25 protein-coding genes are annotated in these 25,212 nt (G+C 70.7%); 9 read left to right on the forward strand and 16 right to left on the reverse strand.

Annotated elements, in window-relative coordinates; genetic code table 11:
• Positions 1-157: 157 nt before the first annotated feature.
• The 3 genes from ACIBSV_RS27670 to ACIBSV_RS27680 all read right to left on the reverse strand — a co-directional run bounded on the left by ACIBSV_RS27670 (position 158) and on the right by ACIBSV_RS27680 (position 2,635).
• Positions 158-646 carry a MarR family winged helix-turn-helix transcriptional regulator gene (locus tag ACIBSV_RS27670; protein ID WP_395867607.1) on the reverse strand — a complete coding sequence of 163 codons (489 nt, stop codon included), beginning with the start codon at positions 644-646 and terminating at the stop codon, positions 158-160.
• A gap of 160 nt (positions 647-806) precedes the next feature.
• Positions 807-1,634 (reverse strand): ABC transporter permease, encoded by an 828-nt coding sequence (locus ACIBSV_RS27675; protein ID WP_395867609.1) that lies wholly within the window; start codon positions 1,632-1,634, stop codon positions 807-809.
• Positions 1,631-2,635: an ATP-binding cassette domain-containing protein gene (locus ACIBSV_RS27680; protein ID WP_395867611.1), complete on the reverse strand. Its 1,005-nt coding sequence runs from the start codon at positions 2,633-2,635 to the stop codon at positions 1,631-1,633. The genes ACIBSV_RS27675 and ACIBSV_RS27680 overlap by 4 nt, the downstream gene beginning before the upstream one ends.
• Before the next feature lie 174 nt (positions 2,636-2,809).
• Here ACIBSV_RS27680 and ACIBSV_RS27685 point away from each other — a divergent pair, with 174 nt between their 5' ends.
• Positions 2,810-3,562, forward strand: coding sequence for a TetR/AcrR family transcriptional regulator (locus ACIBSV_RS27685; RefSeq protein ID WP_395867613.1), 753 nt, complete (start codon positions 2,810-2,812; stop codon positions 3,560-3,562).
• Positions 3,563-3,622: 60 nt separating this feature from the next.
• On the opposite strand, the gene ACIBSV_RS27690 is transcribed toward ACIBSV_RS27685, so the two are convergent.
• Positions 3,623-3,859, reverse strand: a complete 237-nt coding sequence (locus ACIBSV_RS27690; protein WP_395867615.1) for a hypothetical protein — start codon at positions 3,857-3,859, stop codon at positions 3,623-3,625.
• 49 nt (positions 3,860-3,908) lie between these two features.
• On the opposite strand from ACIBSV_RS27690, the gene ACIBSV_RS27695 reads away from it, so the two are divergent.
• Complete coding sequence (locus ACIBSV_RS27695; RefSeq protein WP_395867617.1) at positions 3,909-5,819, forward strand: FGLLP motif-containing membrane protein; 1,911 nt, start codon at positions 3,909-3,911, stop codon at positions 5,817-5,819.
• Here ACIBSV_RS27695 and ACIBSV_RS27700 read toward each other — a convergent pair.
• From ACIBSV_RS27700 to ACIBSV_RS27710, 3 genes are read right to left on the reverse strand one after another with little or no spacing between them, the layout of a single operon-like run.
• Positions 5,794-6,282 carry a hypothetical protein gene (locus ACIBSV_RS27700; protein WP_395867619.1) on the reverse strand — a complete coding sequence of 163 codons (489 nt, stop codon included), beginning with the start codon at positions 6,280-6,282 and terminating at the stop codon, positions 5,794-5,796. The genes ACIBSV_RS27695 and ACIBSV_RS27700 overlap by 26 nt on opposite strands.
• The gene (locus tag ACIBSV_RS27705) at positions 6,279-7,910 is read right to left on the reverse strand and encodes an alpha/beta hydrolase (protein ID WP_395867622.1); all 1,632 of its coding nucleotides are present in this window, start codon (positions 7,908-7,910) and stop codon (positions 6,279-6,281) included. The genes ACIBSV_RS27700 and ACIBSV_RS27705 overlap by 4 nt, the downstream gene beginning before the upstream one ends.
• Entirely contained in the window at positions 7,910-8,152 is a 243-nt protein-coding gene (locus ACIBSV_RS27710; protein WP_395867624.1) for a hypothetical protein, read from the reverse strand. The genes ACIBSV_RS27705 and ACIBSV_RS27710 overlap by 1 nt, the downstream gene beginning before the upstream one ends.
• 418 nt (positions 8,153-8,570) lie before the next feature.
• On the opposite strand from ACIBSV_RS27710, the gene ACIBSV_RS27715 reads away from it, so the two are divergent.
• Complete coding sequence (locus ACIBSV_RS27715; protein ID WP_395867626.1) at positions 8,571-9,395, forward strand: BRO family protein; 825 nt, start codon at positions 8,571-8,573, stop codon at positions 9,393-9,395.
• On the opposite strand, the gene ACIBSV_RS27720 is transcribed toward ACIBSV_RS27715, so the two are convergent.
• On the reverse strand, positions 9,365-10,150 hold the full coding sequence (locus ACIBSV_RS27720; RefSeq protein WP_395867627.1) for an ABC transporter permease: 786 nt from the start codon (positions 10,148-10,150) through the stop codon (positions 9,365-9,367). The genes ACIBSV_RS27715 and ACIBSV_RS27720 overlap by 31 nt on opposite strands.
• 163 nt (positions 10,151-10,313) lie before the next feature.
• Here ACIBSV_RS27720 and pheA point away from each other — a divergent pair, with 163 nt between their 5' ends.
• Positions 10,314-11,261: a prephenate dehydratase gene (gene pheA / locus ACIBSV_RS27725; protein WP_395867629.1), complete on the forward strand. Its 948-nt coding sequence runs from the start codon at positions 10,314-10,316 to the stop codon at positions 11,259-11,261.
• Between the two features lie 22 nt (positions 11,262-11,283).
• On the opposite strand, the gene ACIBSV_RS27730 is transcribed toward pheA, so the two are convergent.
• Both ACIBSV_RS27730 and ACIBSV_RS27735 read right to left on the reverse strand, forming a co-directional pair.
• The gene (locus ACIBSV_RS27730; protein WP_395867631.1) at positions 11,284-12,930 is read right to left on the reverse strand and encodes a diacylglycerol kinase family protein; all 1,647 of its coding nucleotides are present in this window, start codon (positions 12,928-12,930) and stop codon (positions 11,284-11,286) included.
• Between the two features lie 30 nt (positions 12,931-12,960).
• Entirely contained in the window at positions 12,961-13,776 is an 816-nt protein-coding gene (locus ACIBSV_RS27735) for a phosphatase PAP2 family protein (RefSeq protein ID WP_395867633.1), read from the reverse strand.
• A 101-nt stretch (positions 13,777-13,877) separates the two neighbouring features.
• On the opposite strand from ACIBSV_RS27735, the gene serS reads away from it, so the two are divergent.
• A complete protein-coding gene (gene serS / locus ACIBSV_RS27740) occupies positions 13,878-15,155 on the forward strand; it encodes a serine--tRNA ligase (RefSeq protein ID WP_395867635.1) in 1,278 nt (425 codons plus the stop codon).
• Positions 15,152-15,949: an HAD family hydrolase gene (locus ACIBSV_RS27745; RefSeq protein WP_395867637.1), complete on the forward strand. Its 798-nt coding sequence runs from the start codon at positions 15,152-15,154 to the stop codon at positions 15,947-15,949. The genes serS and ACIBSV_RS27745 overlap by 4 nt, the downstream gene beginning before the upstream one ends.
• Positions 15,950-15,983: 34 nt before the next feature.
• On the opposite strand, the gene ACIBSV_RS27750 is transcribed toward ACIBSV_RS27745, so the two are convergent.
• The 6 genes from ACIBSV_RS27750 to ACIBSV_RS27775 form a co-directional block, all read right to left on the reverse strand.
• Positions 15,984-17,252, reverse strand: coding sequence for a CynX/NimT family MFS transporter (locus tag ACIBSV_RS27750; RefSeq protein ID WP_395867639.1), 1,269 nt, complete (start codon positions 17,250-17,252; stop codon positions 15,984-15,986).
• Positions 17,249-18,064: a FadR/GntR family transcriptional regulator gene (locus ACIBSV_RS27755; RefSeq protein ID WP_395867641.1), complete on the reverse strand. Its 816-nt coding sequence runs from the start codon at positions 18,062-18,064 to the stop codon at positions 17,249-17,251. Before ACIBSV_RS27755 ends, ACIBSV_RS27750 begins: the two co-directional genes overlap by 4 nt.
• Before the next feature lie 219 nt (positions 18,065-18,283).
• A complete protein-coding gene (locus ACIBSV_RS27760) occupies positions 18,284-19,237 on the reverse strand; it encodes an LLM class flavin-dependent oxidoreductase (RefSeq protein WP_395867643.1) in 954 nt (317 codons plus the stop codon).
• 2 nt (positions 19,238-19,239) lie between these two features.
• Complete coding sequence (locus tag ACIBSV_RS27765) at positions 19,240-20,076, reverse strand: hypothetical protein (RefSeq protein ID WP_395867645.1); 837 nt, start codon at positions 20,074-20,076, stop codon at positions 19,240-19,242.
• The gene (locus ACIBSV_RS27770; protein ID WP_395867647.1) at positions 20,073-20,876 is read right to left on the reverse strand and encodes an alpha/beta hydrolase fold domain-containing protein; all 804 of its coding nucleotides are present in this window, start codon (positions 20,874-20,876) and stop codon (positions 20,073-20,075) included. Before ACIBSV_RS27770 ends, ACIBSV_RS27765 begins: the two co-directional genes overlap by 4 nt.
• Positions 20,877-21,041: 165 nt before the next feature.
• Positions 21,042-22,559 carry an MFS transporter gene (locus tag ACIBSV_RS27775; protein ID WP_395867649.1) on the reverse strand — a complete coding sequence of 506 codons (1,518 nt, stop codon included), beginning with the start codon at positions 22,557-22,559 and terminating at the stop codon, positions 21,042-21,044.
• A 95-nt stretch (positions 22,560-22,654) separates the two neighbouring features.
• Between ACIBSV_RS27775 and ACIBSV_RS27780 the strand changes: the two genes are divergently transcribed.
• From ACIBSV_RS27780 to ACIBSV_RS27790, 3 genes are all read left to right on the forward strand, one after another.
• Complete coding sequence (locus ACIBSV_RS27780) at positions 22,655-23,359, forward strand: TetR/AcrR family transcriptional regulator (protein ID WP_395867651.1); 705 nt, start codon at positions 22,655-22,657, stop codon at positions 23,357-23,359.
• A gap of 59 nt (positions 23,360-23,418) precedes the next feature.
• Positions 23,419-24,306 (forward strand): LLM class flavin-dependent oxidoreductase, encoded by an 888-nt coding sequence (locus ACIBSV_RS27785; protein WP_395867653.1) that lies wholly within the window; start codon positions 23,419-23,421, stop codon positions 24,304-24,306.
• 74 nt (positions 24,307-24,380) lie between these two features.
• Positions 24,381-25,184, forward strand: coding sequence for an HAD family hydrolase (locus ACIBSV_RS27790; protein ID WP_395867655.1), 804 nt, complete (start codon positions 24,381-24,383; stop codon positions 25,182-25,184).
• The last annotated feature ends 28 nt before the right edge of the window (positions 25,185-25,212 follow it).

Below are 25,212 nucleotides of genomic sequence, written 5' to 3' on the forward strand. Positions count from 1 at the left end.
GACTCACAGGAGAGACGTTAGCAGATAGTTTTGTTATAGACGATCTCTTTCAGACTCTTCTCTTTGAAACCCATCTGTCACGGACTCATCTCGATCGACCGTGCCCGCGGTCCGCTGCTCGCGCCCTGCCACCTGCCACCTGAGAGGTAACCCGCGCCTACCGCTTCGACGTCCGCGCCCGCCGTACCGTCGCCTCGGACTCGACCGGCTTGGCAAGCACTCCGCCGACCAGGCGCGCCAGCGCGGAGGCGAACACCGCACGCTCGTCCTCGGGCAGCGCCTCCAGCACCTCGTGATGCACACCGTCGACGATCCCGCGCCCGGCCCGGACCAGGTCGCGCCCGGCCTCGGTGACCACGATGATCCGCGCCCGCCGGTCGGTCGGCGCGGGCCGCCGCTCGGCCAGCCCGGCCCGCTCCAGCTCGTCCATGGTCACGACCATCGTGGTCTTGTCCAGGTCGGAGAGCTCGGCCACCTGGGCCTGGGTCAGATCCCGGTCGATCGCGTGCGAGAGGACGCAGAAGCTGCGCGGCGTGACGTCGATCGCCGCGAGGGCGGCGGCCATTCGGGTGTTCATCACGTGACCGGCGTGCACGAACATGCCGGTCATGTCCAGCACGGTCGGGGCCAGGCTCTCGGTAGTCATGTGGCCAGCGTAACAAGATAGGTAAGCCAATAGATTGTTCCGTAGTAGACCTATGGCCGGGATCGGAAGGGCGTGCGCCCGACCGACCGGTCCGCCCCCGCCGACCGGTCCACCCCGCCGACCGGACCGGCCGCGAGGAGATCGCGGCCGGCCTCGTCGATCAGCGGCCGAGGGCCTGGAACTTGCGCACCGCGAGCGGCAGGAAGATCGCGGTGATCACCAGCGGCCAGACCACCGCCATCGGCAACGCGTGTTCCTCGATCCAGCTCCCCCCGTGCGGAGCCGGACTGCCGAACAGGTCGCGGATCGTGTTCGCGGTGGAGGAGACCGGGTTCCACATCGCCACCGCGCCCAGCCACTGCGGCATCATCGACGGCGGCGTGAAGACGCTGGAGATCATCCCGAAGGGCAGGGCCACCGCGAACAGGCTGCCCGCCGCCTCCGCGTTGGGCACCAGCAACCCCAGGTAGATACCGACCCAGGTCAGCGCGAACCGCAGCAACAACAGCAGCCCGAATGCGGCCAGGATCTCCAACAAGGTGCCGTCCGGTCGCCATCCGACGACGAGCGCGATCGACGCGAGCACCGCGAGGTCCAGACTCGCGCCGAGCACGTCGGCCACCCCGCGCCCGCTGACCACCGCCGAGGGCGCCATCGGCATCGAGCGATACCGATCCATCACACCGAGCTGCCGGGTGACCGCGACGACCGTCGCGGTGTTCATGAACCCCTGTGCCATGGTCATCGCGAACATGCCGGGCAGCGCGTAGTCCTTGTAGTCGATCGATCCGCCCACGTCCATGGCACTGCCGAAGACGTACACGAACAGCAGCACGGACACGATCGGAAAGCCCAACTGCCAGGCCAGCACGCTCGGTTGCCGAGCGATGTGCTCCATCTCGTTGCGCACGACGGTCAGACAGTCCGCGATCGCCCAGTACAGCCGGCGTTCGGGAGCCTCCACCGGTCCCGCGGTGGTCACGCTCATCGGCGCACCGCCTCCTTCGCGGATTCGTTCGCGGCCTGCTCCGGCTCGTGCGCGCGGTGGCCGGTCAGCCCGAGGAAGACCTCGTCCAGGGTCGGCCGGCGTACGCCGATGTCCTCGATCGTGATCCCCTCGTCCTGGCAGGCCCGGGCGGCGTGGGTGAGCGCCGCGACCCGATCGCCGACCGGGGCGGTCACCCGCCGATCCTCGGGATCGAGCACCGGCTCGGCGCCCGACTCGGCCACGCGGGCCACCACTGCGGCCACGCGCGGCAGGTCGACCGCGTCCCGCGCGACGATCTCGATCCGGTCGCCGCCCAGTTCGCGCTTGAGCCGATCCGGGGTGTCGTCGGCGATCTTGCGTCCGCGATCGAGCACCGCGATGCGATCCGCCAACTTGTCCGCCTCGTCCAGGTATTGCGTGGTCAGCAGCACCGCCGTACCGCCCGCGAGCAGCGAGCGCACCGCCTCCCAGACCTCGTTGCGCCCGCGCGGGTCGAGTCCGGTGGTCGGCTCGTCCAGGAAGAGCACGTCGGGCGCCAGGATCATGCTCGCGGCCAGGTCGAGTCGCCGGCGCATGCCGCCGCTGTACTGCTTGACGCTCCGGTCGGCCGCCTCGACCAGGCCGAACCGCTCCAGCAGTTCGTCGGCGCGACGGGCCGCACCACGCTTGTCCAGGTGGAACAGGCGGCCGAACAGGATCAGGTTGTGCCGCCCGGTCACCTTCTCGTCGACCGCCGCGTACTGACCGACCAGTCCGATGTGCCGGCGCACCCGCCGGGGATCGCCGGTCACGTCGTGGCCCGCGACCAGGGCCCGGCCGCCGTCCGGTCGCAGCAGCGTGGACAGGATCCGGACCGCCGTGGTCTTGCCCGCGCCGTTGGGCCCGAGCAACCCCTGGACGGTGCCTCGGGGCACGGTCAGGTCGAAGTCGTCGAGCGCGTGGGTGTTGCCGTAGCGCTTGGTCAGGCCCTCGGCGAGGACCGCGTGGCTCGTGGTTTCCATCCGCATTTCCGTCGGTGTTCTCATCGACGTGCTCATCGGCCTCCTTCAAACCGAGTACACCGTACCCGATTGCGCGTACGGCGTACCCAGTTGTCTTGGATCGGTCGCGCGCGGACGCCGGGCGATCGGCATACCAGTGGAGGTGCCGAGGCGGGCTCCTACGATGGGGGCACCATGACGAGCACCGACCACACCGGCGGCGGCGATCTCGCGCGCAGCCTCGAACTGTTGTGGGGCGTGGACCGGAAACCGGCCCGAGGCCCCAAACCGGCGCTGACCCTGGACCGGATCGTCACGGCCGCGATCGCCGTCGCCGACGCCGAGGGGCTGGACGCGGTGTCGATGCGGCGCGTGGCCGCCGAGATCGGGTCCGGCACGATGTCGCTCTACCGCTACGTCCCGGGCAAGGCCGAACTGCTCGACCTGATGGTCGACAAGGTCAACGCGCCGGGCGACGCCGAGTTCCCCCCCGAACTCGGCTGGCGCGGGGCCCTGGAGCAGGTCGCGCGCGGCATCTGGCAGATGTACAACCGCCACCCGTGGCTGCTCGGCGTCGATCAGGCGAGGCCGGTGCTGGGACCCAACTCGCTCGAGGCCCTGGAGCTGACGCTGGCCGCGATCGGCGACGCGGCGCTGTCCGACCGGGAGAAGATGACCGTCCTGTCGATCATCGACGGCGGCTATGTGAGCGGCATGGCGCGCACCCACTTCAACTCCGTGCACGCGGCGCAGCGCACCGGGGTCAGCGACGAACAGTTCTGGGCCGCGCAGGCTCCCCTGCTGAACGCGGCGATGACGAGCGGGCGCTACCCGAGGTTGGCCGCGCTCGCCGAGGACAGCTTCACCCAGGACGGCGAGGCGGTGTTCGAGTTCGGCCTGCGCCTCCTGCTCGACGGCCTGGAGACGTTCGTCGACCGCCGCGCCTGAACCCGATCCGCACCCATACCGCACCCGGCCCCAGGAATTGTGGACCTGGCGGACAAGGGGTCACGAAAGCGGAATGGCCGGCATCATCATCGGTGCTCGGCTACGGGGAACGGGGACCATGAACAGGACACTGCTGCGGATGCGGGCCGCGCTCGGCATGGGAATCGGGGCTGTGGCCCTGACCCTGGCGCCCCTCGCGTTCGGAACTTCGGCCGCCGGCGCCACGAGCGCCACGAGCGCCACGAGCGCCACGAGCGCCACGAGCGCCACGAGCGCCACGAGCGCCACGAGCGCCACGAGCGCCACGGTGAGCGTGACACCCGGCCCGGTGCGACCGGGAGATTCCGTGGCGATCCGAGGATCCGGGCTGGCCGGCTGCCCGACGAACAAGGTGGACGTCTACCTCCTGTCGGCCAACGGCGGCAGCTCCGGGGAGTACCTCGACCTGCTCGCGGCAGACCTGCCGGTGGACACCGCACACGGGGACTCGATCGCGTTCCGGCACACGATGCTCGCCCCGACCTTCAGCTCGAACGGGGCAGCGAGCACGGACCGGCCGGTGAACCGGATCGCGGTGCGCTGTCCGGGGCAGGAGAAGGCCCTCGCGGAGACGGCGATCGAGATCAACGCGTTTCGTCCCGAGGAGACCCGTACCCCACCGGCCGACCTGCGCACCAGGCACCTCGTGCTGGAGCCGGCCACCGGCGTGCCCGGCACCGAGGTCACCCTGTGGACCGACCTGCGCTGCGGGGACGCGAACGCGAGCGACGACGCACGCGTGACGTGGGGTGGACGCGACCTCGCCAAGCTCAGCATCTCGGGCACCGGTGCCGAGGCCCAGCGCTTCATCGTGCCGGACGGACCCGATCGCGGCCCACGCCCGATCACCGTGACCTGCTTCGCGCAGGGCGCGGGCATGCCGGACAACGGGGTCGTCCAGCGCGCCGACTTCCAGGTCGCCCGGCCCGAATTGACGCTGACGCCCACGCAGCCGACGGCCGGTCGCCCGTTGCGCGTCGAGGGCAGCGGGTTCGTCACGTGCGGTCGGCCGGTCGACGGCGGGGCCGGGACACTGACGGTGCGTCATCGCGGCACCGTGCTGGGGAGGGTGCCGGTGGCCGCCGACGGGCGGTTCGCGAGCGAGATTCGGGTACCGCGCGAACTCCCGGGCGGAGAAGGGATGTTGACCGTCGCGTGCGCGACTGGCGCGGGCTACGACGGTGACTTCTCGGTACGGGTCGCGGTGCTGGGCGCGGCCGGGACGAGCGCGGTCTCGGAGCGGTCCGAGGCTGCGGTGAACCTGCCGAGCCCGAGCGCGCTGTTCGACGAGCCCCGGCCGGTGGTGCTGGCCGGCGCGACGGCGGTGGTGGCGCTTCCGGTGCTTGGCTTCTCGGCCGAGCTGTTCAACAAGACGTGGGAGCAGAACCGGCTTCGGATCCGACGCCGCCTGCGCCCGGGGGCCGCGCGCCCGCGATCGCAGCCGCGCATGCCCGAGTTGCAGGTTCTCGTCTTCGTGCTGCTCTCGGCCGCGTTCTGCGTCGCGGTCGAACCCGGTACGGGCTGGAACGCGGGCACTGCCGCGCTCGCGCTGGCACTGGTGGCGGCGGTTCCGCTCGGCGTGCTGGTGTACGAGGGTTCGGCGGAGGCCTACCGAAGGCGTATCTCCCGCATCCGGGCCCTGCCTCGGCTGGTTCCGGGAGCACTGGGCGTCGCCCTGGTGCTGGCCGTGGCGTCGCGGCTGCTGCATCTGACGCCGGGCTATGTGTACGGGCTGTTCCTCGCCTTCACCTCGGCCGGCCTGCGGCGGCTGGCTCCCTCGGACGAGGGCCGCGCGATAGCCCTCGGCTCCTGGTCCCTGGCGGGCCTCGCGTTGGTCGCGTGGGTGTGGCGCATCCCGGTGACCCACGTCCTGAACGAATCGGACGGCGCGCCCTTCGGCTGGGTCTTCGCCGAGGACGTGCTCACCCAGTGCTTCGTGGCGGCGGTGGTCGGCCTGGTCTTCGGCCTGCTGCCGATGCGCTTCATGGACGGCCACGCCCTGTGGCAATGGAACCGCTGGGCCTGGGCGGCGATCTACGCCTTGGCCCTGTTCCTGTTCGTCCTGGCCCTCCTCGACCCCACGGGCGCCGCCAACGGCCTCACCCGAGACATGTGGCTCCGCTCCACAATCCTCTTCGCCACCGCCGCACTCGCATCAATCACTTTCTGGGCCTTCTTCCGCCTGCGGCCTCCTACGAACCATCCTTCGGGAGCCTGACGCACGGAGAGGAGACACGAACAATGACGCGGTTTACATCACCCAGAGCCTTAACGCGGATCACGTAGTTATCCCGAGGGTTCTTGGCTCGAACAGCCGCATCGCCTACCTCTGGCGGAACGGCATAGTCGATGATCTGCCAACCCTGTATTTCAAGGTGCTTACGCAGCCGGTCAACCGCCAATCTGGCCTCACCCGTGGGAAGAGCATCAATCTGCCAAAAATGTGTGACCGCCTGCCAACTGGACTCTAGGCTTGCCGATCCAGACGCACAATCAGCCGAGTTAATATCGTCTGCATCACCATGCTTTCCTTGCAATGCAAGGCCATCGAAAACACGGCTGGAATACTCGCGGAGAGTTTTATTGATTTCGACATGATTCACAACTCCACCCGAAACATCCGATTGTCCACACCCTACAACAATGGCGGCAAGAAAAAGTAGGGCCCCAGGGCGCTTCATGGACGCTCTCCCCAAATAAGACGAACATCCTTATAGTTGCCCGTGATAATCGCAGCTTGGTTATCTAGGCTCATCGGGTCAGATGTGGACCAGTATTCACTATGTCCGCTGGAGCCGTCAGACGTGAACCGGTTGGCACCGAATTCTTTATCATCAGGCGTCACACGCCGATGGACTTTTGCGTTCTCAGAGATTGGCGCGTGGGCTCCTGCCCCAATGCTGGTAACAAGATCACCCTCCGCCGCCCCAACCCATACATGCTTCGGAGAGATATGCAGATCTTCTGCTTTCGTCGCATGGAGGCCAGGGCTTCCAACCACGACGACATCCTGTGCAACGAGACCGCCGCTGCAGTGAGCAGCTTGTCCCACAACCACTGACCCGTAGCTGTGGCCGATCACAGTCACATGGTTGTTTGAACTAATGCCTTGCGTCACCCCGACTCCACGCAAAAATCGCACGAAGGCTGGCGCCGCCTCATTCGCACTTGAAGTCGATATGGCATGTGCCAGAGTGTCTGGGGCGTCGTAGCCGATCCATGTAATCGTCGAAACACCGCCACTCCGAGATTCCTGACGTGCAGCCAACCAAAGACTCCGCATCCTGCTGACATGCGAACCAATTCTCGCCAATCCCGCTCCCGTCCCCGGAACGTAGACCGCTGTGTGGGCAGCTGTATCGGGGTTGCCGATGGCGACGATTGCGCGGCCGTCGCCCTTGGCGCTGAAGCCCATCAGGTAGAGGTCGTCGCCCGAGCGCAACGTCGCCTCCAAACCCTCGATCGCCGCCAGGCGTTCCTTGAGCGCCGTGACCCGGAGGCGCCACTTCGCGTCGTCGGTGCGGCCCGCCGCGTCCCGCTTGGCACGCGCGGCAGCAAGTTCGGCGATGAGCCCGGCCTTCGCCTCGGCCAGCGCGACCCGATTGGCGCGGTCCCGGATCTCCGTCGGCAACCCGTCCATCGCCCCCAGCACCGCCGGATAGCCGGCCAGATACATCGCCCGCTCCGAAGGATTCAGCCCCGCCCACCACTTGGCCGCAGCGACCGGATCGCCCCTCGGGATGGTGGCGAGGTCCAAACCCGCCAACGCCATCACGCACGTGCCGTCGGCGGCCGTGTCCGCCCAGTCGGCCGTCCCCGTCGGATACAGCCGGGCCAACGTCTCCGCGCAGTGCGTGTCGACCTCGGTCGCCTTCCGGACCGGCGCGGCCAGGAGCTGCTCCAACTCGTGCCGCCGCGAGATCATCGCCGCGTCGGCACGGCTCGTCGGATCGGCCGGCTCCATCCGCCCGTCCTCGAACACGGTGAATCCCGCAGCCGCCGCCTCCGCCAATCCCGCCCACAAATCGCGCTGCGCGTTCCGGAGTTGGTCGGCCGCCGTGTCCAGGACGGTGAGCACGCACCGGGCCTCCTGCGCCGCCACCATCACCTGCTCACCACGCGCGGCCAACCCCCGTGCCGCCGCGTCCGCGTCCGCACCCTCCCAGCGCGAAGCTCGCAGCGGCCCGCCCACCCCTGTAGTCGCCCGCCCGACCAACCCGTCCAACGCGGCCGCCAGGTCGGTCCACTCGACCACCGCACGGTCCAGCCCGCCCAACGCGGCGTCGCGCAGTTGAGCCAGCGTCACCATCAGCGCCGCGCCTCGGCGAACGCACCCGCGACCGCCTGATCGGTGCGATCGTGCGCGTCGGCGTTCGTCCACAACACGTCGCCGACCCCGCCGTACCCATCGCCGAGCGCCCGCAGATGATCCGCCCACGCCACCGTCAGCGCCCCGGCCGCCCCCGCGACCGCGAACCCCGGACACCCCGAGACCCCCGCACTCGACCCTCCGGCCGCCCGCCGCAGTGCTCCCGCCACCTCCCGAGCCACCGTGGCTCCTTGCCGCAACGCCCCCGTCTCGACCCGAATCGCCGAGCCTCCCCCACCCTCACCGCCACCAGCCAAGATCCCTCCCCGTGGTCGCCTGATCACGCAATGAGATCAAACGATACCCACCGATAAGCCTCATCCGGCTGCCCAGCCTCGCGAATCCCCCGAGGGCGAACAGATCCACCAACCGGCACGTAACCCGACCGCCCCACGCTCGTTCATACATATGGGCGAACGCAATGAGCCGTTCGAGGGACACGAAAGCCGCTTGAAGCCGTGCAGCGACAGCAGCCCGCAAGGCATCGATCGGGTCAGGACTCGTCTGCAAAACCACAGGTCAGACGGATAGCGTAAGAAATCCTTACGGAACCAAACGGGACAAACAACACCATCGAGCCGGAACAAGCGAGGAACTGGCATGAGCCACGAGAACATCGTCGAGGTCTTCATGTACACAGAGGAGACCCAGGTACGCATCGTCATGATCGACGGCGACCCGTGGTTCTGCGCGACGGATGTGTGCGCCGTGCTCGACCACACCAACTCCCGCATGGCGGTCTCAAACCTCGACGCCGACGAAAAAACCAGCGTCCGCGTCGGGAAAACCGCAGCTCAGAGGGGTTCCGTAAGCAATCCTTACGGAACCTCCGACCCCGGTGGCAATCCGAACATGACCTTCATCAGCGAGGCCGGTCTCTACTCGCTGATCCTGCGGAGCAACAAGACGACGGCCAAACCCTTCCGCCGCTGGGTCACCCACGACGTCCTCCCCACCATCCGCCGAACCGGCCGCTACACCCCCGCCACCAGCGAAAACATGGATGCGCTGCTCTCCCGCGCGATCGGTTCGATCACCGATCTCGCCGCCCGCACCGGCGATCTCACCAAGGCGATCGAGATCAACACCATGGCCGTCGCCCGCCTCACCACCGGGTTCGAGTCGGCGGCTCCGTTGTCCACAGTTACCTCTAACGCGACCCCTCCCACCTCGGAAACCCACAGCCCCACCCAAGTTCTCCACAGCGATTTCCACAGGGTTATCCACAGGCCCGCGCAACTACCCACACCCGGTGATCGGCGTCGTCTCACCCCCGAGGTCGTCGCCGAGTGCCGGCGTCGGGCCCGGGACGGGGTGTCGGTCTATCGCCTCGCTCGCGAGCACGGTGTGAGCGACTCGACCATGCGCTCGGCGGTGCGCGGCCAGACCTACCGCTACGTGCCCGAGCCGCCCTTGTGCCCCTGACCCGACTGCGTCCGCGCCAGCCGCCCCCGCGCCGCCAACTCGATGGTCAAAGCCACCGCGACCGCCTGGACCTGAAGCAGCGCGACCAACACGAACAACTGCACCGCCCCCGCCTGCAGCGGTGTCGCCCCGCCGAGCAACATGCCCACGAAGGCCCCGGGCAGGGTCACCAACCCCACCGTCCTGGTCTGGTCCAGAGCCGGGATCAGCGCCCCCGCCGCGGTCGGCCGACAGATCTCCATCGCCGCGTCGCGATCGGAGAAACCCAAGGTCAGAGCCGCTTCGACCTCACCGTGGCGCTGTGCCAACTCCTCCAGCGCCCGCCGCCCCGCCAGCACCGTCGCGGTCATCGCACCGCCGATCAGGATGCCCGCGATCGGGATCAGCACGATGCCCTCGGCAGGCAGCAGACCGGTCGCCCACAGCAGGACCAGAGTCGGCGCCGTCGCCGTCACGATCGGCACCGCGGGCCAGAACAACCGTCGGTTCGCGGTCACCCGCCCGGCCGCTGTCAAGGCCGCGACGGTGTACATCATCACCACGAACAGACCCGCGAAGCCGAGTCGGTCCACCACGTGTGTGATGACGAAGGACACCGCGAGCAACTGCGCCGTCGCCCGGAGCCCGGCCACCACCACCGCCCGGCCGTGGCCCAGTCGCGCCACCCCCGCGACCGCCATGGCGACGACCAGGAGCAGCACGGTGACGATCCCCAGGGTGGGGGTCACCGGGAGCAGCGTCGCGGCGTTTTCCACAGGCCCAGCCTCACCCTCTCGGCGGTACCGCGCAGCGCGGGCGTCCACAGTCCACAACGCGTGCACACACCGCGGGCACCCGCCTCCCGCAACCGTCGCAGCCCACCCGTCCGCACCCCGGAACACGGCCGATACACGCCGGCCGGCTCAGTACAGTGACGACATGTCCGACGCTCGTACGCCCGCCGCCGCGCCCCGCTGGACCTACCTCGGCCCCGCGGGCACCTTTACCGAGGCCGCGCTGCGTACGCTGCCCGGCGCGGAGCACGCCGAGGTCACCCCGATGGAGTCGGTGCCCGCCGCCCTGGACGCGGTCCGGCGCGGCGACGCCGACGGCGCGGTGGTCGCGCTGGAGAACTCGGTCGAGGGCGCGGTGTCCATCACGCTGGACGAGTTGGCGACCGGCGCCCCGCTGGTGATCACCGCCGAGGTGCTGCTGCCGATCGCGTTCGCGCTGTTGGTGCGTCCGGGCGTGGGCCTGGACGACATCAAGACCATCTCCAGCCACTCGCACGCGCAACCGCAGGTGCGCAACTGGCTCACGACGAACCTGCCCGACGCGCACTGGTACTCGTCCGCGTCCAACGCCGACGCCGCCCGGCTGGTCCAGGAGGGGCGCTACGACGCGGCCCTGGCGGGCGAGTTCGCGGCCGCGCCGTACGGCCTGGTGCCGCTGATCACCGACATCCACGACGTCGAGGGCGCGGTCACCCGCTTCGTGCTGGTCGAGCGCCCGGACCGGCCCACCCGGCCCACCGGCGCGGACCGCACCACGGTGGTCGCGTACATCGTGGACGACCACCCGGGCGCGCTGCTGGAGATCCTCCAGGAGTTCGCGGTCCGCGGGGTCAACCTGACCAGGATCGAGTCGCGGCCGACCGGGGACGGGCTGGGGCACTACTTCTTCTCGATGGACGCCGAGGGCCATGTCGCGGACGCGCGGGTCGGCGAGGCGCTGATGGGGCTGCGGCGGGTGTGCGCGGCGGTGCGCTTCCTCGGGTCCTATCCGCGTGCCGACCAGGTCCGTCCGACGCTGCGTCGCGGGACCTCGGACGCCGAGTTCGCGAACGCGAGCGAGTGGCTGGCGCGCGCTCGCGGCGGCGGGATCTGAGTCGACGCTCCGCGGCGAGGCCTCAGGGAACACGCACCGTGAGCGAGCCGGGCCGGATCCGGACCGAGAGCCGGGTGCCGGGCCCGATCGGGTCGCCGTCCAACTCGCGCGGCTCCGGGCAATCGGTCTCGATCAGTACCCGGTGACCGGTAAAGTGCTCGATCGGGCGCAGCCGTTGCTGCTTGACCGGCACCACGGCCGGCTCCTGGTCACGGCGCCGGCCTATCACCCGCACCGTGGCGTGCGCCCAGCCGGTCATCCCGTACGGCGCGAACACCACGACGTCCAGGAGCCCGTCGTCCGGCGTGGCCCCGGGCAGCAGTTGCATGCCGGCCTGGAGCGCGCCGACGTTGCCGACCAGCACCATTCGGGCCCGCCGCCGGATCGGCTCGCCGTCGTCGACGGTCAGCGTCACCCGCATCCGCCGATCGCGCAGGTGCCGGGCCCCGGAAACCACGTACGCGGGCCAGCCGACCTTCTTCTTGAGCGCGTCCGGCGCGTCCGCGACCATCGCCGCGTCCAGGCCGATGCCGGCCATCGCGGTGAAGCAGCGCGGTTCCACGCCCGCGGTGCCGGCGAGTTCTTCGTCCGGGTCCACCGTGCCCAGGTCGATCCGCCGGTCGCGCCCGTGCATCGCGACGTGTAGCGCGTCGGCCACGTCGATCGGCAGCCCGAGGTTGCGCGCGAGCAGGTTGCCGGTGCCCGCCGGGATCACCGCGAGCGGGGTGTCCGTACCGGCCAGCGCGCCGGCGCACTCGCGGATCGTGCCGTCGCCGCCCGCCGCTATGACCAGGTCGACCCCCTCGGCCAGCGCCTTGGCGGTCACCCCGGCGCCGGGGTCGAGCACGGTCGTCTCCAGCCACAGCGGCTCGGCCCACCCGGCGTCCTGCATGATCCGGTCGATCCGGGTGCGCGACTCGGCGACGTCGAGCTTGATCGGGTTGACCACCAGCGCCGCGCGCGGCCGTCCGCCGTCCGCCCCCTGCGGCGCCTCGCGCCGGCGGGATCGAAATCCCCAGATCGACTTCGGGGACAACAGCGCGCGGTTCATCACCACCAGCACGACGCTCGCGTACAGCAGCGACATCAGCACGTCGCTGGGGTGGTGCATGCCTCGGTACATCCGGCTCCCGGCCACCGCCAGCGGCACCGTGCCAAGCAGCACCCACACCAGGGCGACCACCGCGCGCCCGCGCAGCCGGCTCGCCAGCAGCACCGCCAGCCCGGCGTACAACGCGAACGCGGCGCCGGTGTGCCCGGAGGGGAAGCTCGACGTCGCGGCGGCCTCGTCCAGGCGCGGCACGTCCGGCCGGTCCCGCGAGACGAAGAGTTGCACGAGGAAGAACACCAGGGCCTGACCGGCCACCGAACAGGCCAGGAACAGCGGGCCGCGCCAGGAGTGGCCGACGATCCGGGCCACCACCGCCGCGAGCAGCGTGGTGGCGATGATCACACGGGTGTCGGCCAGGGTGGAGAACACGTGGGTGACGTCGTTCCAGCCCCCCGAGCGATGCTCGGCGAAGGTGCGGTCGAGGTCGTCCTCGATCGTGAACGGCCAGACACCGTCCAGGCTCTTGGTGATCAGCAGACCGAGGCCGACCATGACGAAGGTCAATATGGCAAGGGGCAGGACGATACGGCGCAGGAACCGTCCTGCTTCGGTCAGCATGACCGACATTCTTACCCGGCCACGGATCCTTCAGTTCCGCCGATCCGAAGAGTGCCCCTCCGTTCCGGGCCTAATGTGCCGAATCTCCGGATCCGGATCGTGCCCGTCGATCTCCGGTTCCAGCCCCTCGTCGGTCGCGTCCACATCCCGCAGTCCGGCGTCGCGACGCCACCATTCGAAGACCGCGGACGTCGCGGCGAGCACTATCAGGCCGAGGACCCAGCCGCCGAGCACGTCCGTGACGTAGTGCACACCGAGTGCGACCCGGGTGAACCCGACACCCACCGCCGATGCGATCGCGACCACCCACGCGATCGGCCGGCACGCCCGCGGGATCAGCGGCAGCAGCGCCAACAGCAGCACTCCGGGGCCGACCACGCCCATCAACGCGTGCCCGGACGGGAAGGACCAACCGCCCGCGTGATCGACCGGGTTGGGCAGATTCGGCCGGGCCCGGGTGAAGACGAGTTTGAACATCGCGCCCAGCAGCCCGCCGACCGCCATCGTGACGACCGCCCACACCACCAGCCGACGGGCGCCGCGCCACCACAACCACACGCACATGATCGCGACCAGGAGGCGGTACATGTTCGGATCCCAGACCCAGTCACTGAGGATCCGCAGCGCGTGCTGCCATCCGGGATGCTCGCGGACCCAGTCGTTCAGCCCGGTCGCGACGTCCTTGTCCAGATCGAGCAGCGGCGACCACTTGGTTTCCACCAGGAGGGCGAGCAGCCCGAACGGCAGGGCGCCCACGAGCAGGGCGAGTGCGACCAGGGTCATCCTGAGGCCGAACCGTCGGTCGGGGTCGAGGCGCCTTCTGGTCCAGGTCGGGGTGGAGGTCATCTCTCATTCTTAGCCCGAATCCCGCCCGTCACTTCATTCACCCGCCATCGGCTTCGACGCACTCGGGAAATCCGTTGGCGGTCCCCCGGTAGGCTTCGGGTGTGATCGACCTGCGACTGCTCCGTGAGGATCCCGACCGTGTCCGCGCTTCGCAGCGCGCTCGCGGCGAGGACGAGACCATCGTCGACGCGCTGCTCGCGGCGGATGAGCTCCGCCGCTCGTCGGGCTCCCGGTTCGACGCGCTGCGCAACGAGCAGAAGTCGATGGGCAAGCAGGTCTCCAAGGCCAAGGGCGACGAGCGGCAGGAATTGCTGACCCGGGCCCAGGCGCTGGCCGGTGAGGTCAAGAGCGCCGACGCGGAGCAGGCCGAGGCCAAGGCCGAGACCGACCGGCTGCTCAAGGCGCTGGCCAACCTGATCGACCCGGACGCACCGGTCGGCGGCGAGGAAGACTTCGTCACGATCGAGGAGATCGGCACCCCGCGCGACTTCGCGGCCGAGGGCTTCGAGCCGCGCGACCACGTCGAGTTGGGTCGCGTGCTCAAGGCGATCGACGTCGAGCGGGCCGCGAAGGTCTCCGGCTCGCGCTTCTACTACCTGACCGGCATCGGCGCGCTCCTCGAACTCGCGCTGGTCAACATGGCGATCGCGCAGGCGACCGAGGCCGGCTTCACGCCGATGCTGACGCCCGCGCTGGTGCGCCCGCCCGCGATGGAGGGCACCGGCTTCCTCGGCCAGGCCGCGGAGAACGTGTTCCACCTCGAGGCCGACGACTACTACCTCGTGGGCACCGCCGAGGTACCGCTCGCGGCGTACCACATGGACGAGATCATCCCGGCCGCCGAACTGCCGCTGCGCTACGCCGGCTTCTCGCCGTGCTTCCGCCGCGAGGCCGGTACGTACGGCAAGGACACCCGCGGCATCATCCGGGTGCACCAGTTCGACAAGGTCGAGATGTTCTGCTTCGTCGCGCCCGAGGAGGCCGAGGCGGAGCACCGGCGTCTGCTGGCGTGGGAGAAGGAGTTCCTGAACCGGCTCGAACTGCCCTACCGGGTGATCGACGTCGCGTCCGGCGACCTCGGCGCCTCGGCCGCGCGCAAGTTCGACATCGAGGCGTGGATCCCGACCCAGGGCAAGTACCGCGAGGTCACGTCCACCTCGAACTGCACCGAGTTCCAGGCTCGCCGGCTCCAGGTGCGGATGCGCGACGAGCAGGGCACCCGCCCGCTGGCCACGCTCAACGGCACGCTGTGCGCGGTGCCGCGCACGATCGTGGCGATCCTGGAGAACCACCAGCGGGCGGACGGCTCGGTCGTCGTACCCGAGGCGCTGCGTCCCTTCCTCGGCGGCCGTGAGGTGCTGGAACCGGTGCAGGCGTGACCTTCTCCCTGGTCGCCACCGACCTGGACGGCACGCTCCTGCGCGAGGACCACACCGTCTCGGAGCGCAATCGTGCGGCGTTGGCCCGGGTCACCGCGGCCGGCGCGAAGCACGTGATAGTGACCGGGCGGGCGGTGACCTGGACCCGTCCGGTGTTCCAGGCGCTGGGCTACCGGGGCCTCGCGGTGTGCGGGCAGGGCGCGCAGGTCTACCACGCGGGCGAGGACCGACTGCTCACGTCGGTCACGCTGGACCGGCAGCTGGCCAGGCTCGCCACCGAGCGGTTGACCGAGGAACTGGGCGCGGTGCGGTTCGCGGTCAGCCGGGATGGCCTGTGCGGCGAGATCGTGGTGGAGCACGGCTACCCGTACAACCCGGTGTTGCCGGTGCGTGTGGTCCGAGACCGCGACGAGTTGTGGTCGGAGCCGATCCTCAAGCTCTACCTGCACCACGAGGACTACGACGACGACCGGTTGACCGCGTGCGCGCGCAAGATCTGCGCCGGTCTGGTGGACGTCACGCACGCCGGGACGGGCATCGTCGAGCTCTTGCCCCTGGGCCTGAGCAAGGCGGTCGGCCTGTCCCTGGCCGCGCGCAAGCTGGGGGCCAGGGCCGCGGACACCATCGCGTTCGGCGACATGCCCAACGACGTCGCGATGTTCAAGTGGGTGGCACACGGCGTCGCGATGGCCAACGCCCACGCCGAACTGCTCGCCGTGGCGGACGAGGTGACCCTGTCCAACATGGACGACGGCGTCGCGGTGGTCCTGGAACGGCTGTTCCCCGACCACTGAGCACCCGTTCCGGCGAGCCGAGCCTCGTCCCACCTCATCCGACGGGTGCACGATCGCCCGGCACGACCTCGCGCGCCACGCGCACGTGCATCGGGCGCGAGGCGCCCACCCCGCAGGCGAGGGCGCACACGCACAACACCAGCATCAACACGATCGGCACGGTCCACCCGTCGGTCGCCTGACGCAGCGCCCCGGCGGCCAACGGCCCGAACGCGGCGAGCACGTACCCGACCGCCTGGGCCATCCCGGACAGTTGCGCGGCCGTGTTCGGATCCGGCGAGCGCAGCACGATCAGGGTCAGCGCGAGCGAGACCGCGCCGCCCTGCCCCAGCCCCAGGAGCACCGCCCACAACCACGCACCGCCCGTCGGCGCGACCATCAGCCCCACGTAGCCGGCCGCGACCAGCCCGATCGAGGCGATCACCAACGGGCTCTGGTTGCGCATCCGACCGGCGATGATCGACCCCGCGAGCGAGGCCGGGATCTGGACGAACGTGTTGAACGCGAAGATCGTCGCCGCGGTGCCCTTGCCCATCCCGTTGTCGGTGAGGATGGTCGGCATCCACGCCAGCAGTACGTAGAACAACAGCGACTGCAGGCCCATGAAGCCGGTCACCAGCCAGGCCAGCGGCGACCTCCACAGACCCGGCACGTGCGGCATCGCCGCCGCGACGCTCCCGCGCCGACGGCGCACGTGCGGCAGCCAGACCGCCACCGCCGCGAAGGCGAGCAGCGCCCAGACGCCGAGCGCCGGCTGCCAGCCGTGCCCGATCGCCTTCTCCAGCGGCACCGTCGCGCCGGCCGAGACCGCCGCGCCGAACACCATGGCCGCGCTGTACACGCCGATCATCGCCGCCGCCCGATGCGGGAACTCGCGCTTGACCACACCCGGCATCAGCACGTTCAGCACCGCGATCCCGGCACCCACGAGCGCGCCGCCCGCGAACAGCGCGGTCAGGTCGGGAATCACCCGCAGCAGGATCCCGACGCCCACCACGACGAGCGCGCCGAGCAGCACCGTCTCGGTGCCGTACCGGCGGGCCGCGATCGGCGCGAGCGGCGAGATCAGGCCCAGGAACAGCACGGGTATCGCGGTGATCAGGCTGCCCGTGGTCGCGGACAGGTGGAACACCTCGCGCAGTTCGCCCACCAGCGGCGACACACTGGAGAGCCCGGCCCGCATGTTGAGCGCGATCAGCACGATGCCGGCGAGCAGCAGCGCGCCGCCGGTCGCCCGCGCGGTGCTCGTGCCGGTCCGGCCGGACCTGCCGGTCGGGGGTATGCGCAGTTCGGTCGTGCTCATGCGTCGTGCTCCATGGGGTGGTGCCCAGTCGGGTGGTGCCTTGTCGAGTGGTGCCCTGTCGGGTGGTGTCCTGTCGGGTCGTGCAGCAGTGCGTCCAGGGCGATCACGGCAGGTTCGAGGATGCGCCGCACGGCGCGTTCGGCCGCGTCCGGATCGCCCGCCTCGATCGCGTCGGCCAACGCCACGTGCAGGGCGTGCGACGCGTCCGGCAGGGTGCCGTCGCCGACCACCGTGCGGATGCTGCGCCACAACGAGTCGCTGAACCAGCGGTAGGTGGAGACCAACGCCGAGTTGTGCGACGCGATGGCGATCGCGGTGTGGAAGGCCACGTCCTGCTCGACCAGGTCGTCCAACTCGCCCTCGGCCACGTCGCCCCGGTCGAAGTCGTGCGGTTCCGGGGTGTCCGCGCTGCCGTCGGCCGCGCCGCGCCTGCTCAGGGCGGCCCGGATCCGGTCCAGGTCCGCGGTGTCCCGGCGCTGCGCGGCGAGCCGGGCGGCCTCCACGTCCAGCGCTCGGCGCATCTCGAAGATGTCCCGCAGGTCGGCGTGTTCGATCCGGCGGACCAGGTCGCCGGGGTCGGTGGTCGAGCGTACGTAGGTCCCATCGCCCTGGCGCGACTCCAGCATCCCGGCGTGCACGAGCACCCGGATCGCCTCGCGCACGGTGTTCCGGCCGACCCGGAGCCGCTCGGCGATCACGCTCTCGCTCGGGATGCGCGCACCGATCGGCCAGGTCCCGGCCGTCAGTTGGGCACGGAGCTGGTCGATCGCGTCGTCGACGAGGGATCGCCGACCGGCTGCCTGAAGCGACATGGACTCTCCCGAATTCGTGGGGTTGCCCAGTCATCCTACAAGTAGCTGCATAGTGCACGCGATAGGGCGGCAAAAAGCCGGCGCCCGCGGCCCGAGGTCCACGCACGCCGGCTTTCCCCTTCGACCGGTGCGACCGGTCCGACCTGCGCAACCGGTGCGACCAGTCCGATCCACGCGACCGGTGCACCGGTGCTGCCGGTGCGATCCGCGATCGTCGCGTCACGCGGCTCCCCGCAGCGGCGTGCCGGCGGCCTCGACCGTGCCGTAGACCTCGGCCAGCAGTCGGTACGAGCGCTCCCGGTCGGCCGGGTCGTGGGTGAACGTGTTGACCACCAGCTCGTCCACCCCGTGCCGGTCGGCCAACTCGTCCAGCCCGGCCCGGACCCGCTCGGGCGTCCCGGTCAGCAACGCACGCGCGTTGTGCCCGGCCCGCTCGCGCTCGGCGCCGGTCCAGCGGTGCGCGCGGGTGCGCGCCCGGTCCGGGAAGGGCTCGTCGAAGCCGAGGTCCTTGCGGCTGCGCCAGAGCAGGTACGCCGAGCCCAATTCGCTCGCGTCGGCCTCGGTGTCCGCGACGATCGTGCGGACCGCGAGGGCGGCGCGAGTACGGTCCGCGCCCGCCGGCCCCGCGCGGAACGTGTCCAGCGCGCCGACACCGAGCCCGGGGTTGAAGAAGTGCGCGAACGCGAAGTGGGTGCCCAGTTCGGCGGCGAGGGCGGCGGATCGGGTACCCGCGCCGAGCAGCCACACCGGCGGCGGGACGTACCCGGGGAAGTCCTGCGCCGGGTCGCCCAGGTGCCCGAGCAGTTCGGCCACCTGCTGTGGAAAACGGTCGGCCGGGCCACCCGCGCGGCCGATCCCCAGGTCCACCCGGTCCGGATACAACGCGGCCAGCACCCGGAAGACCTCGGCCGGCTTGGCCGGCGCGTAGCGCGGCAGCAACACCCCGCCGCTGCCCACCCGCAGCCGGTGAGTGTGCGCAAGCAGCGTCGCGACCAAGACCTCGGGCGCGGTACCGGCGAAGCTCGGCGAGCCGTGGTGCTCGGCCACCCAGTAGCGGTGGTAGCCCAGCCGGTCGACGGTACGGGCCAGGTCGAGAGTCGCGGTGAGCGCGTCGGCCGGCGTACCGCCCGCGGGGATCGGCGACTGGTCCAGGACGGAGAGGCGGATGGACATGGTCAAGCTCCGTTCTCGATGCGCACGGCGTGTGCGGCGTGGGTGGTGGTGCTCTCAACGCGAGCAGTGCTCTCTTCGTGAGCGGCGCTCTCTTCGTGAACAGCGCTCTCGCTGTGAGCAGCGCTCTCAACACGGGCGGCGCTCTCTTCGTGAGCAGTGCTCTCGCTGTGAGCAGTGCTCTCAACGCGACCAGTGCTCTTCTCGCGAGCGGTGTTCTCTACGTGAGCAGTGCTCTCGTGGTGACCACTGCTCACAACGTGAGTGGTGCTCTCCTCGCGAGCACTGCTCTCAACACGAGCACCGCTCACCCCGCGAGCACCGCTCTCAGCCCTCCCCGCACCCCCAAGCACCCGCTCGCCACCCGTCGGTCGCGTCGTCGCCGGGACGATCCGGAAGTCCCGCAGGAAGACCAGGTTGTGCAAATCGGCGGCGGCGATCGTGCGCAGCGTGGGCAGTTCCTCGATGGCCTGCTCGGGGGTGAACACGTTCAGCGGCCATTCCCGGACCGTGCCGCCGCGTAGGTGCGGGTGATGGAAGCCGGCGCCGTAGACCGCCCGCAGCGTGATCGGCGGGACGCCGGCCGCGCGCTGCTCGGGCCAGGACAGCGCCCAGATCGCCTCCAAGCCGCCGTCCGGCGCGCGTCGGACGCCGCTCGCGGTGTACTCGCCGGTGCCCAGCAGCAGGTCGGCGTCCAGTTCGGCGAGCGCCCGGCGGGCCTGTGGGTCGAGCAGCGCGACGGCCGCGCCGAACAGCCTTTCCTTGTCCCGGCGCGAGACCACGTCGCCGTGGGTGCCATCGCGCAGGTCCGCGAAGTGCCGCAGCAGAGCGGTGGTGTTCATCGGGTCCTCCTCGGGGACGCGGTGCGGTGGGCCGCGGCGTACGCGGTGCCCAGGCGGTGTCGGAAGGCCGGGTCGGTCAGGAAGGCGCCATGCCCGGTGCCGGCGAGTTCGTGCAGGTCGATCGGGACGCCGGCGGCGCGCAGTCGGCGGGCGTAGTCGCGGACGTCGTCCACGACCGGGTCGAGCGAGCCGACCACGAGGATCGCCGGGGCAACCCCGGTGAGGTCCTCGGCCTCGTCCGGCGTGCTGTACAGCGGTCGCGCGCCGGCGGCGGCCGGGTGGGTCGGCGCCTCGCCCCGGTACGCCCGCCAGGCCGAGCCCAGCGCCGCGCGGGACGGGAAGGCTCCCGGCCGACCGCGGTAAGACCCGGCTCGGCACCCGGGGTCGATCGGCGGATAGGCGAGCACCTGCGCGGCGAGCGGCCGGCCGAGGTCGCGCCGGGCCAGCGCGGCGGACGCGGCGATCGTGGCGCCGGCACTGTCCCCGCCGACCGAGACGTGCTCGGCGTCGGCCCAGTCCAGCACGGTGAGGACGTCGATCAGCGCGGCGGGGTGCGGGTGTTCGGGGGCCAGTCGGTAGTCGACACCGACCACGGTGGTGGCCGCGATCCGCGCCAGGTGGGCCAGGGCCGGCGCCCAGTCGACGGTGGCTCCCGAGCGCCAGCTCCCGCCGTGCGCCCAGACCAGCAGGCCGGCCGAGCCGGTTCCGCCGGGAAAGACCCGGACCGGGACGTCGTGATCGGCGCCGGGAACGATGATCGTCGGCGGCAGAGTGTCGGGAGTGGCGCGGGTCACGGCCATGACAAACCTCCTCGGTCTTGTCGTGAAGCCTGGGCGCACGAACTTGTCGTGCGGCCTCGGGCGTACGAAGCGGGACGGAACGGCGCGGCGCGGGACAGGGCGACGCGGGACGCGGGCCGGGGCCCGCGCGGCCAGGTTGGTGCCCGCCGAGCCGCCGGTCGGCACTCAGACCGTCGTCCGCCGAGCCCGACGCGGCGCCAGGAACAGCCCCGCGAGCAGCGCCCCGAGCAGGACCAGGGCCGAGTCGATCAGGATCGCGACGGCAACCCCGGACAGGACCGCGTCGGGTCCGGTGCTGCCGAGCGAGCTCATTCGCGCGGTGGCGATCGCGCTCATGATCGGGATGCCCATCGTGATGCCGACCTGCTGGGTCATCGTGGCCAGACCGGTGGCCAGGCCCTGCTCGGCGTCCGGCAGGCCCGAGGTCGCGGTGACCATGAAGCCCACGATCATCAGCATGTTGCCGATGCCGCCGACGAAGGTCGCCGCGAGCAGCAGCCAGATCCACCCGCCGGAGCTGCCGAGGGCGACCAGCGACAGCGTGGCCAGTGCCTGGACGACGCCGCCGCCGACGATCGTGGCGCGGGTGCCGAACCGGCCCACCGCCCGGCCGCCGAGCGTGCCGCCGATGACCGTGCCGATGCCCAGCACGCCGAACGCGAGCCCGGTGGCCAACGGCGAGTAGTCCAGGACCTCCTGGAGGTAGAGCGTGAGCAGGAAGACCAGCGAGGTCTCGGTGACGAACGCGATCAGGCCGGTGATGTTGCCCCACAGCACACTGCGGCGCTTCATGATGCCGACCGGGACCAGCGGTGAGGCGGAGCCTCGCTCGATGAACCAGAAGGCGACCAGGAGTCCGGCACCGGCGATCAGTGCCCCGAGGGTGGTGGGCTCGCCCCAGCCCTCGGCGCCGGCCTGGGTGAGCCCGAAGACGAGTGCCAGCAGACCGCCGGTGACCGCGATCGCGCCGGGGACGTCCAGCTTGGGCCGGTGGGTCGGCCTCGAGTCGGTGATCACGGACGGCGCGAGGATCAGCACCAGCGCGGCGACGGGGACGTTGACGAAGAAGGCCCAGCGCCAGGACAGCATGTCGGTGAGCAGGCCGCCCAGGACCGCTCCGGCGGTGAAGCCCGCCGACATCAGCGCGCCGTTCAGGCCCAGCGCCCGATCCCGCAGCGGTCCCTCCTTGAACGCGGTGGTCAAAAGCGACAGGCCGGCCGGCGTCACCGCGGCGGTGGCCAGGCCCTGGAGTACCCGCGCGGTGAGCAACATCTCGGGCGAGGTGGCGAAGCCGCCGAGCGCCGAGGAGGCGCCCAGGAGGGCCATGCCGCCCAGGAACAGTCGCTTGCGGCCGAACAGGTCCGCGACGCGGCCGAAGAGCAGGGTGAATCCGGCGGCGGTCAGCGCGAACGCGGTGGCCACCCATTGGAGGTTGTTCAGCGAGAAGCCGAGGCCCTCGCCGACCACGGGCAGCGCGACGTTCAGAATCGAGAAGTCCACCGCGATCATGAACTGGGCGCCGAGGAGAAGGGTGAGGATCAGCTTCTGCTGTCCGGTCATCCGGTCGCCGCGCGATTCGGGCGGGGCGTCCGGCGATGCGTCGGCCGATGTGGCTGGCGGTGCGGCGGGCGGTGCGGCGGGCGCGGCCTCGACGGGCCTCGCGCGGTGGTCGAGCGTGGACATGTGCGTCTCCCGAGATGCTCTAACGGGTCTGCTTTCCCGTTAAGATGCCCCGAAGGTAGCACGCTGGATCGACTTAATGGAACAGGAGTCCCGTTATGGCTTCGGATGGTCTCGCCGGCGATCCCCCTCCCGGCTCCGCCGACCGCTCTGCGGAACCGGCCGACGCACCGGCCGACGCACCGGCCGCACCGACCGACGCACCGGCCGATCCGGGCACGGTCCGACCCGGCGGACGCACCGCCCGGGTCCGCGAGGCGGTGCTGCGCGCGGCCGGGGATCTGCTCGCCGAGCGCGGCTTCGCCGGTCTCGACCTGGCCGATGTCGCGCAGCGCGCCGAGGTCGGCAAGACCACCGTGTACCGGCGCTGGGGCAACACCACGGGCCTGGTCGCGGACCTGCTGGTGGACATGGCCGAGAGCTCGGTGTCGCGCGCCGACACCGGGTCGCTGCTCGGCGACCTGCGGGCCAACGCGCACCTGGTCCGCCGCACGCTCACCGACGAGCGGCAGGGGGCGCTGTTCAAGGCGGTGATCGCCGCGGCGACCTGCGACGCGCGGACCTCGGAGGCGCTGCACGCGTTCTACGCGACCCGGATCAAGGAGTGGGCGCCCTGCGTCGAGGCCGCGATCGAGCGCGGCGAGGCGCCGCCGGGCACCGACCCGCACGAGGTGATCCGCGCGGTATCGGGGCCGCTGTACTACCGGCTGCTGGCCAGTGGCGACCCGTTGGACGAGGCAAGCGCGGAGCGCGCCGCGACGGCCGCCGCGGCCGCGGCCCGCGCGGGTGCCTACGTCCCGTAGCCGACGGGCCGGCCGGCCCGTCCGCCGGTCCCGCTCGGTCGGGCACGTATGGTCGACGGATGCGTTTGAGCACTGTGATCCTCCCGATCCACCGCTGGACCGAGGGCCAAAAGGTCTGGCGTCGCGCCGAAGACCTCGGCTTCCACGCCGCGTACACCTACGACCACCTGTCCTGGCGCAGCTTCCGCGAGCAGCCCTGGTTCGGCGCGGTGCCCACACTCACCGCCGCCGCGACGGCCACCGAGCGGCTGCGTCTGGGCACGATGGTCACGTCGCCCAACTTCCGGCACCCGGTCACGCTCGCGAAGGACCTCGCGGCGATCGACGACATCTCCGACGGTCGGCTGATCGCGGGCATCGGCGCGGGCGGCTCCGGGTTCGACGCGACCGCCCTGGGACAACGGGAGTGGACCCCGCGCGAGCGCGCCGACCGCTTCGCCGAGTTCGTTCCGCTGCTGGACCGGTTGCTCACCGAGCCGGCGGTGACCGAGCAGGGCGCGTACTACACCGCCCACGACGTCCGGATGATCCCGGCCGGCCGGCGGAGCCCGCGGCTGCCGATGTACATCGCGGCGACCGGCCCCCGGGGCATGCGGCTGACCGCGCGGCACGGCGAGGGCTGGATCAGCTACGGCGACCCCCGCGACCCCAAGGCCGTCCCGGCACAGGACTGCCCCGCCGTGATCGCCGGACAGTTGGCGCGGCTGTCCGACATCTGCGCGGAGGAGGGCCGCAAGCCCGACGAGCTGGAGAAGGTCCTGCTCCAGGGCTCGACGCTGGAGCGACCGCTGGACTCGGTGGACGCGTTCGTCGACTACGCGGGCCGCTACCGGGAGGTGGGCATCACCGAACTGGTGCTGCACTGGCCGGTGCCGGACTCCGTCTTCGAGGCGGACCCGACGGTCTTCGAACGCATCGCGACCGAGGGCCTGGCCCAACTCGACTGAGCCGATCCGTGCCGACGGGTCGGTCGGCCCGGCCCCCCGGACCGGGTGAATCGTTTCTGAGCGAGGATGTACCCGTGACGATCACGAATCGCCCACGCCTAGTGGCCACCGACCTCGACGGCACCATCGTGCGCGACGACGGATCCATCTCCGAACGCACCCTCGCCGCGCTCGAACTCGTCGAGTCCGCCGGCGCCGAGGTGGTCTTCGTGACCGGTCGGCCGCCGCGCTGGATGAGCCGCGTCGCCGAGGTCACCGGCCATCGCGGCCTGGCCATCTGCGGCAACGGCGCGGTGGTCTACGACCTGCGGGCCGAACGTGTGGTGGGCACCCACACGATGGACGTGACCGCCGCGCGCAAGGTGACCCGGCTGCTCCGCGAGGCGGTACCGGACGTGTCCTTCGCGGTCGAGACCGAGACCGGCTTCATGCACGAGCCCGACTACCCCGCGCTGGAGCGCGACGTGTCGATCGTGCACGCGGTCGGTCCGGTCGAGGAGTTGCTCACCGGGCCGGTGCTCAAGCTGCTCGCCCGGCACCACAGCCTGGATCCCGACGTGTTCCTCGCGCTCGCCCGCGACCGGGCCGGCGCGTACGCGGAGTTCACCCACTCCTCCTCGATCGCCCTGGTCGAGATCAGCGCGCTGGGGATCAGCAAGGCCAGCACGCTGGCCTGGTTCTGCGCGCAGCGCGGGATCCGTACCGAGGACGTGGTGGCGTTCGGCGACATGCCCAACGATCTGCCGCTGCTGGCCTGGGCCGGACAGGCGTACGCGGTGGCAAACGCGCACCCCGACGTGCTCGCGGCGGTGATCCGGCATACCGGGAGCAATCAGGACGACGGCGTCGCCCAGGTGCTGGAGAAGTTGTTCGGCTGAGCCGATCGCGCATCGCCCGGTATCGGTG

The organism is Embleya sp. NPDC050154 (assembly GCF_044460165.1).
In the GTDB taxonomy this organism is placed as follows: domain Bacteria; phylum Actinomycetota; class Actinomycetes; order Streptomycetales; family Streptomycetaceae; genus Embleya.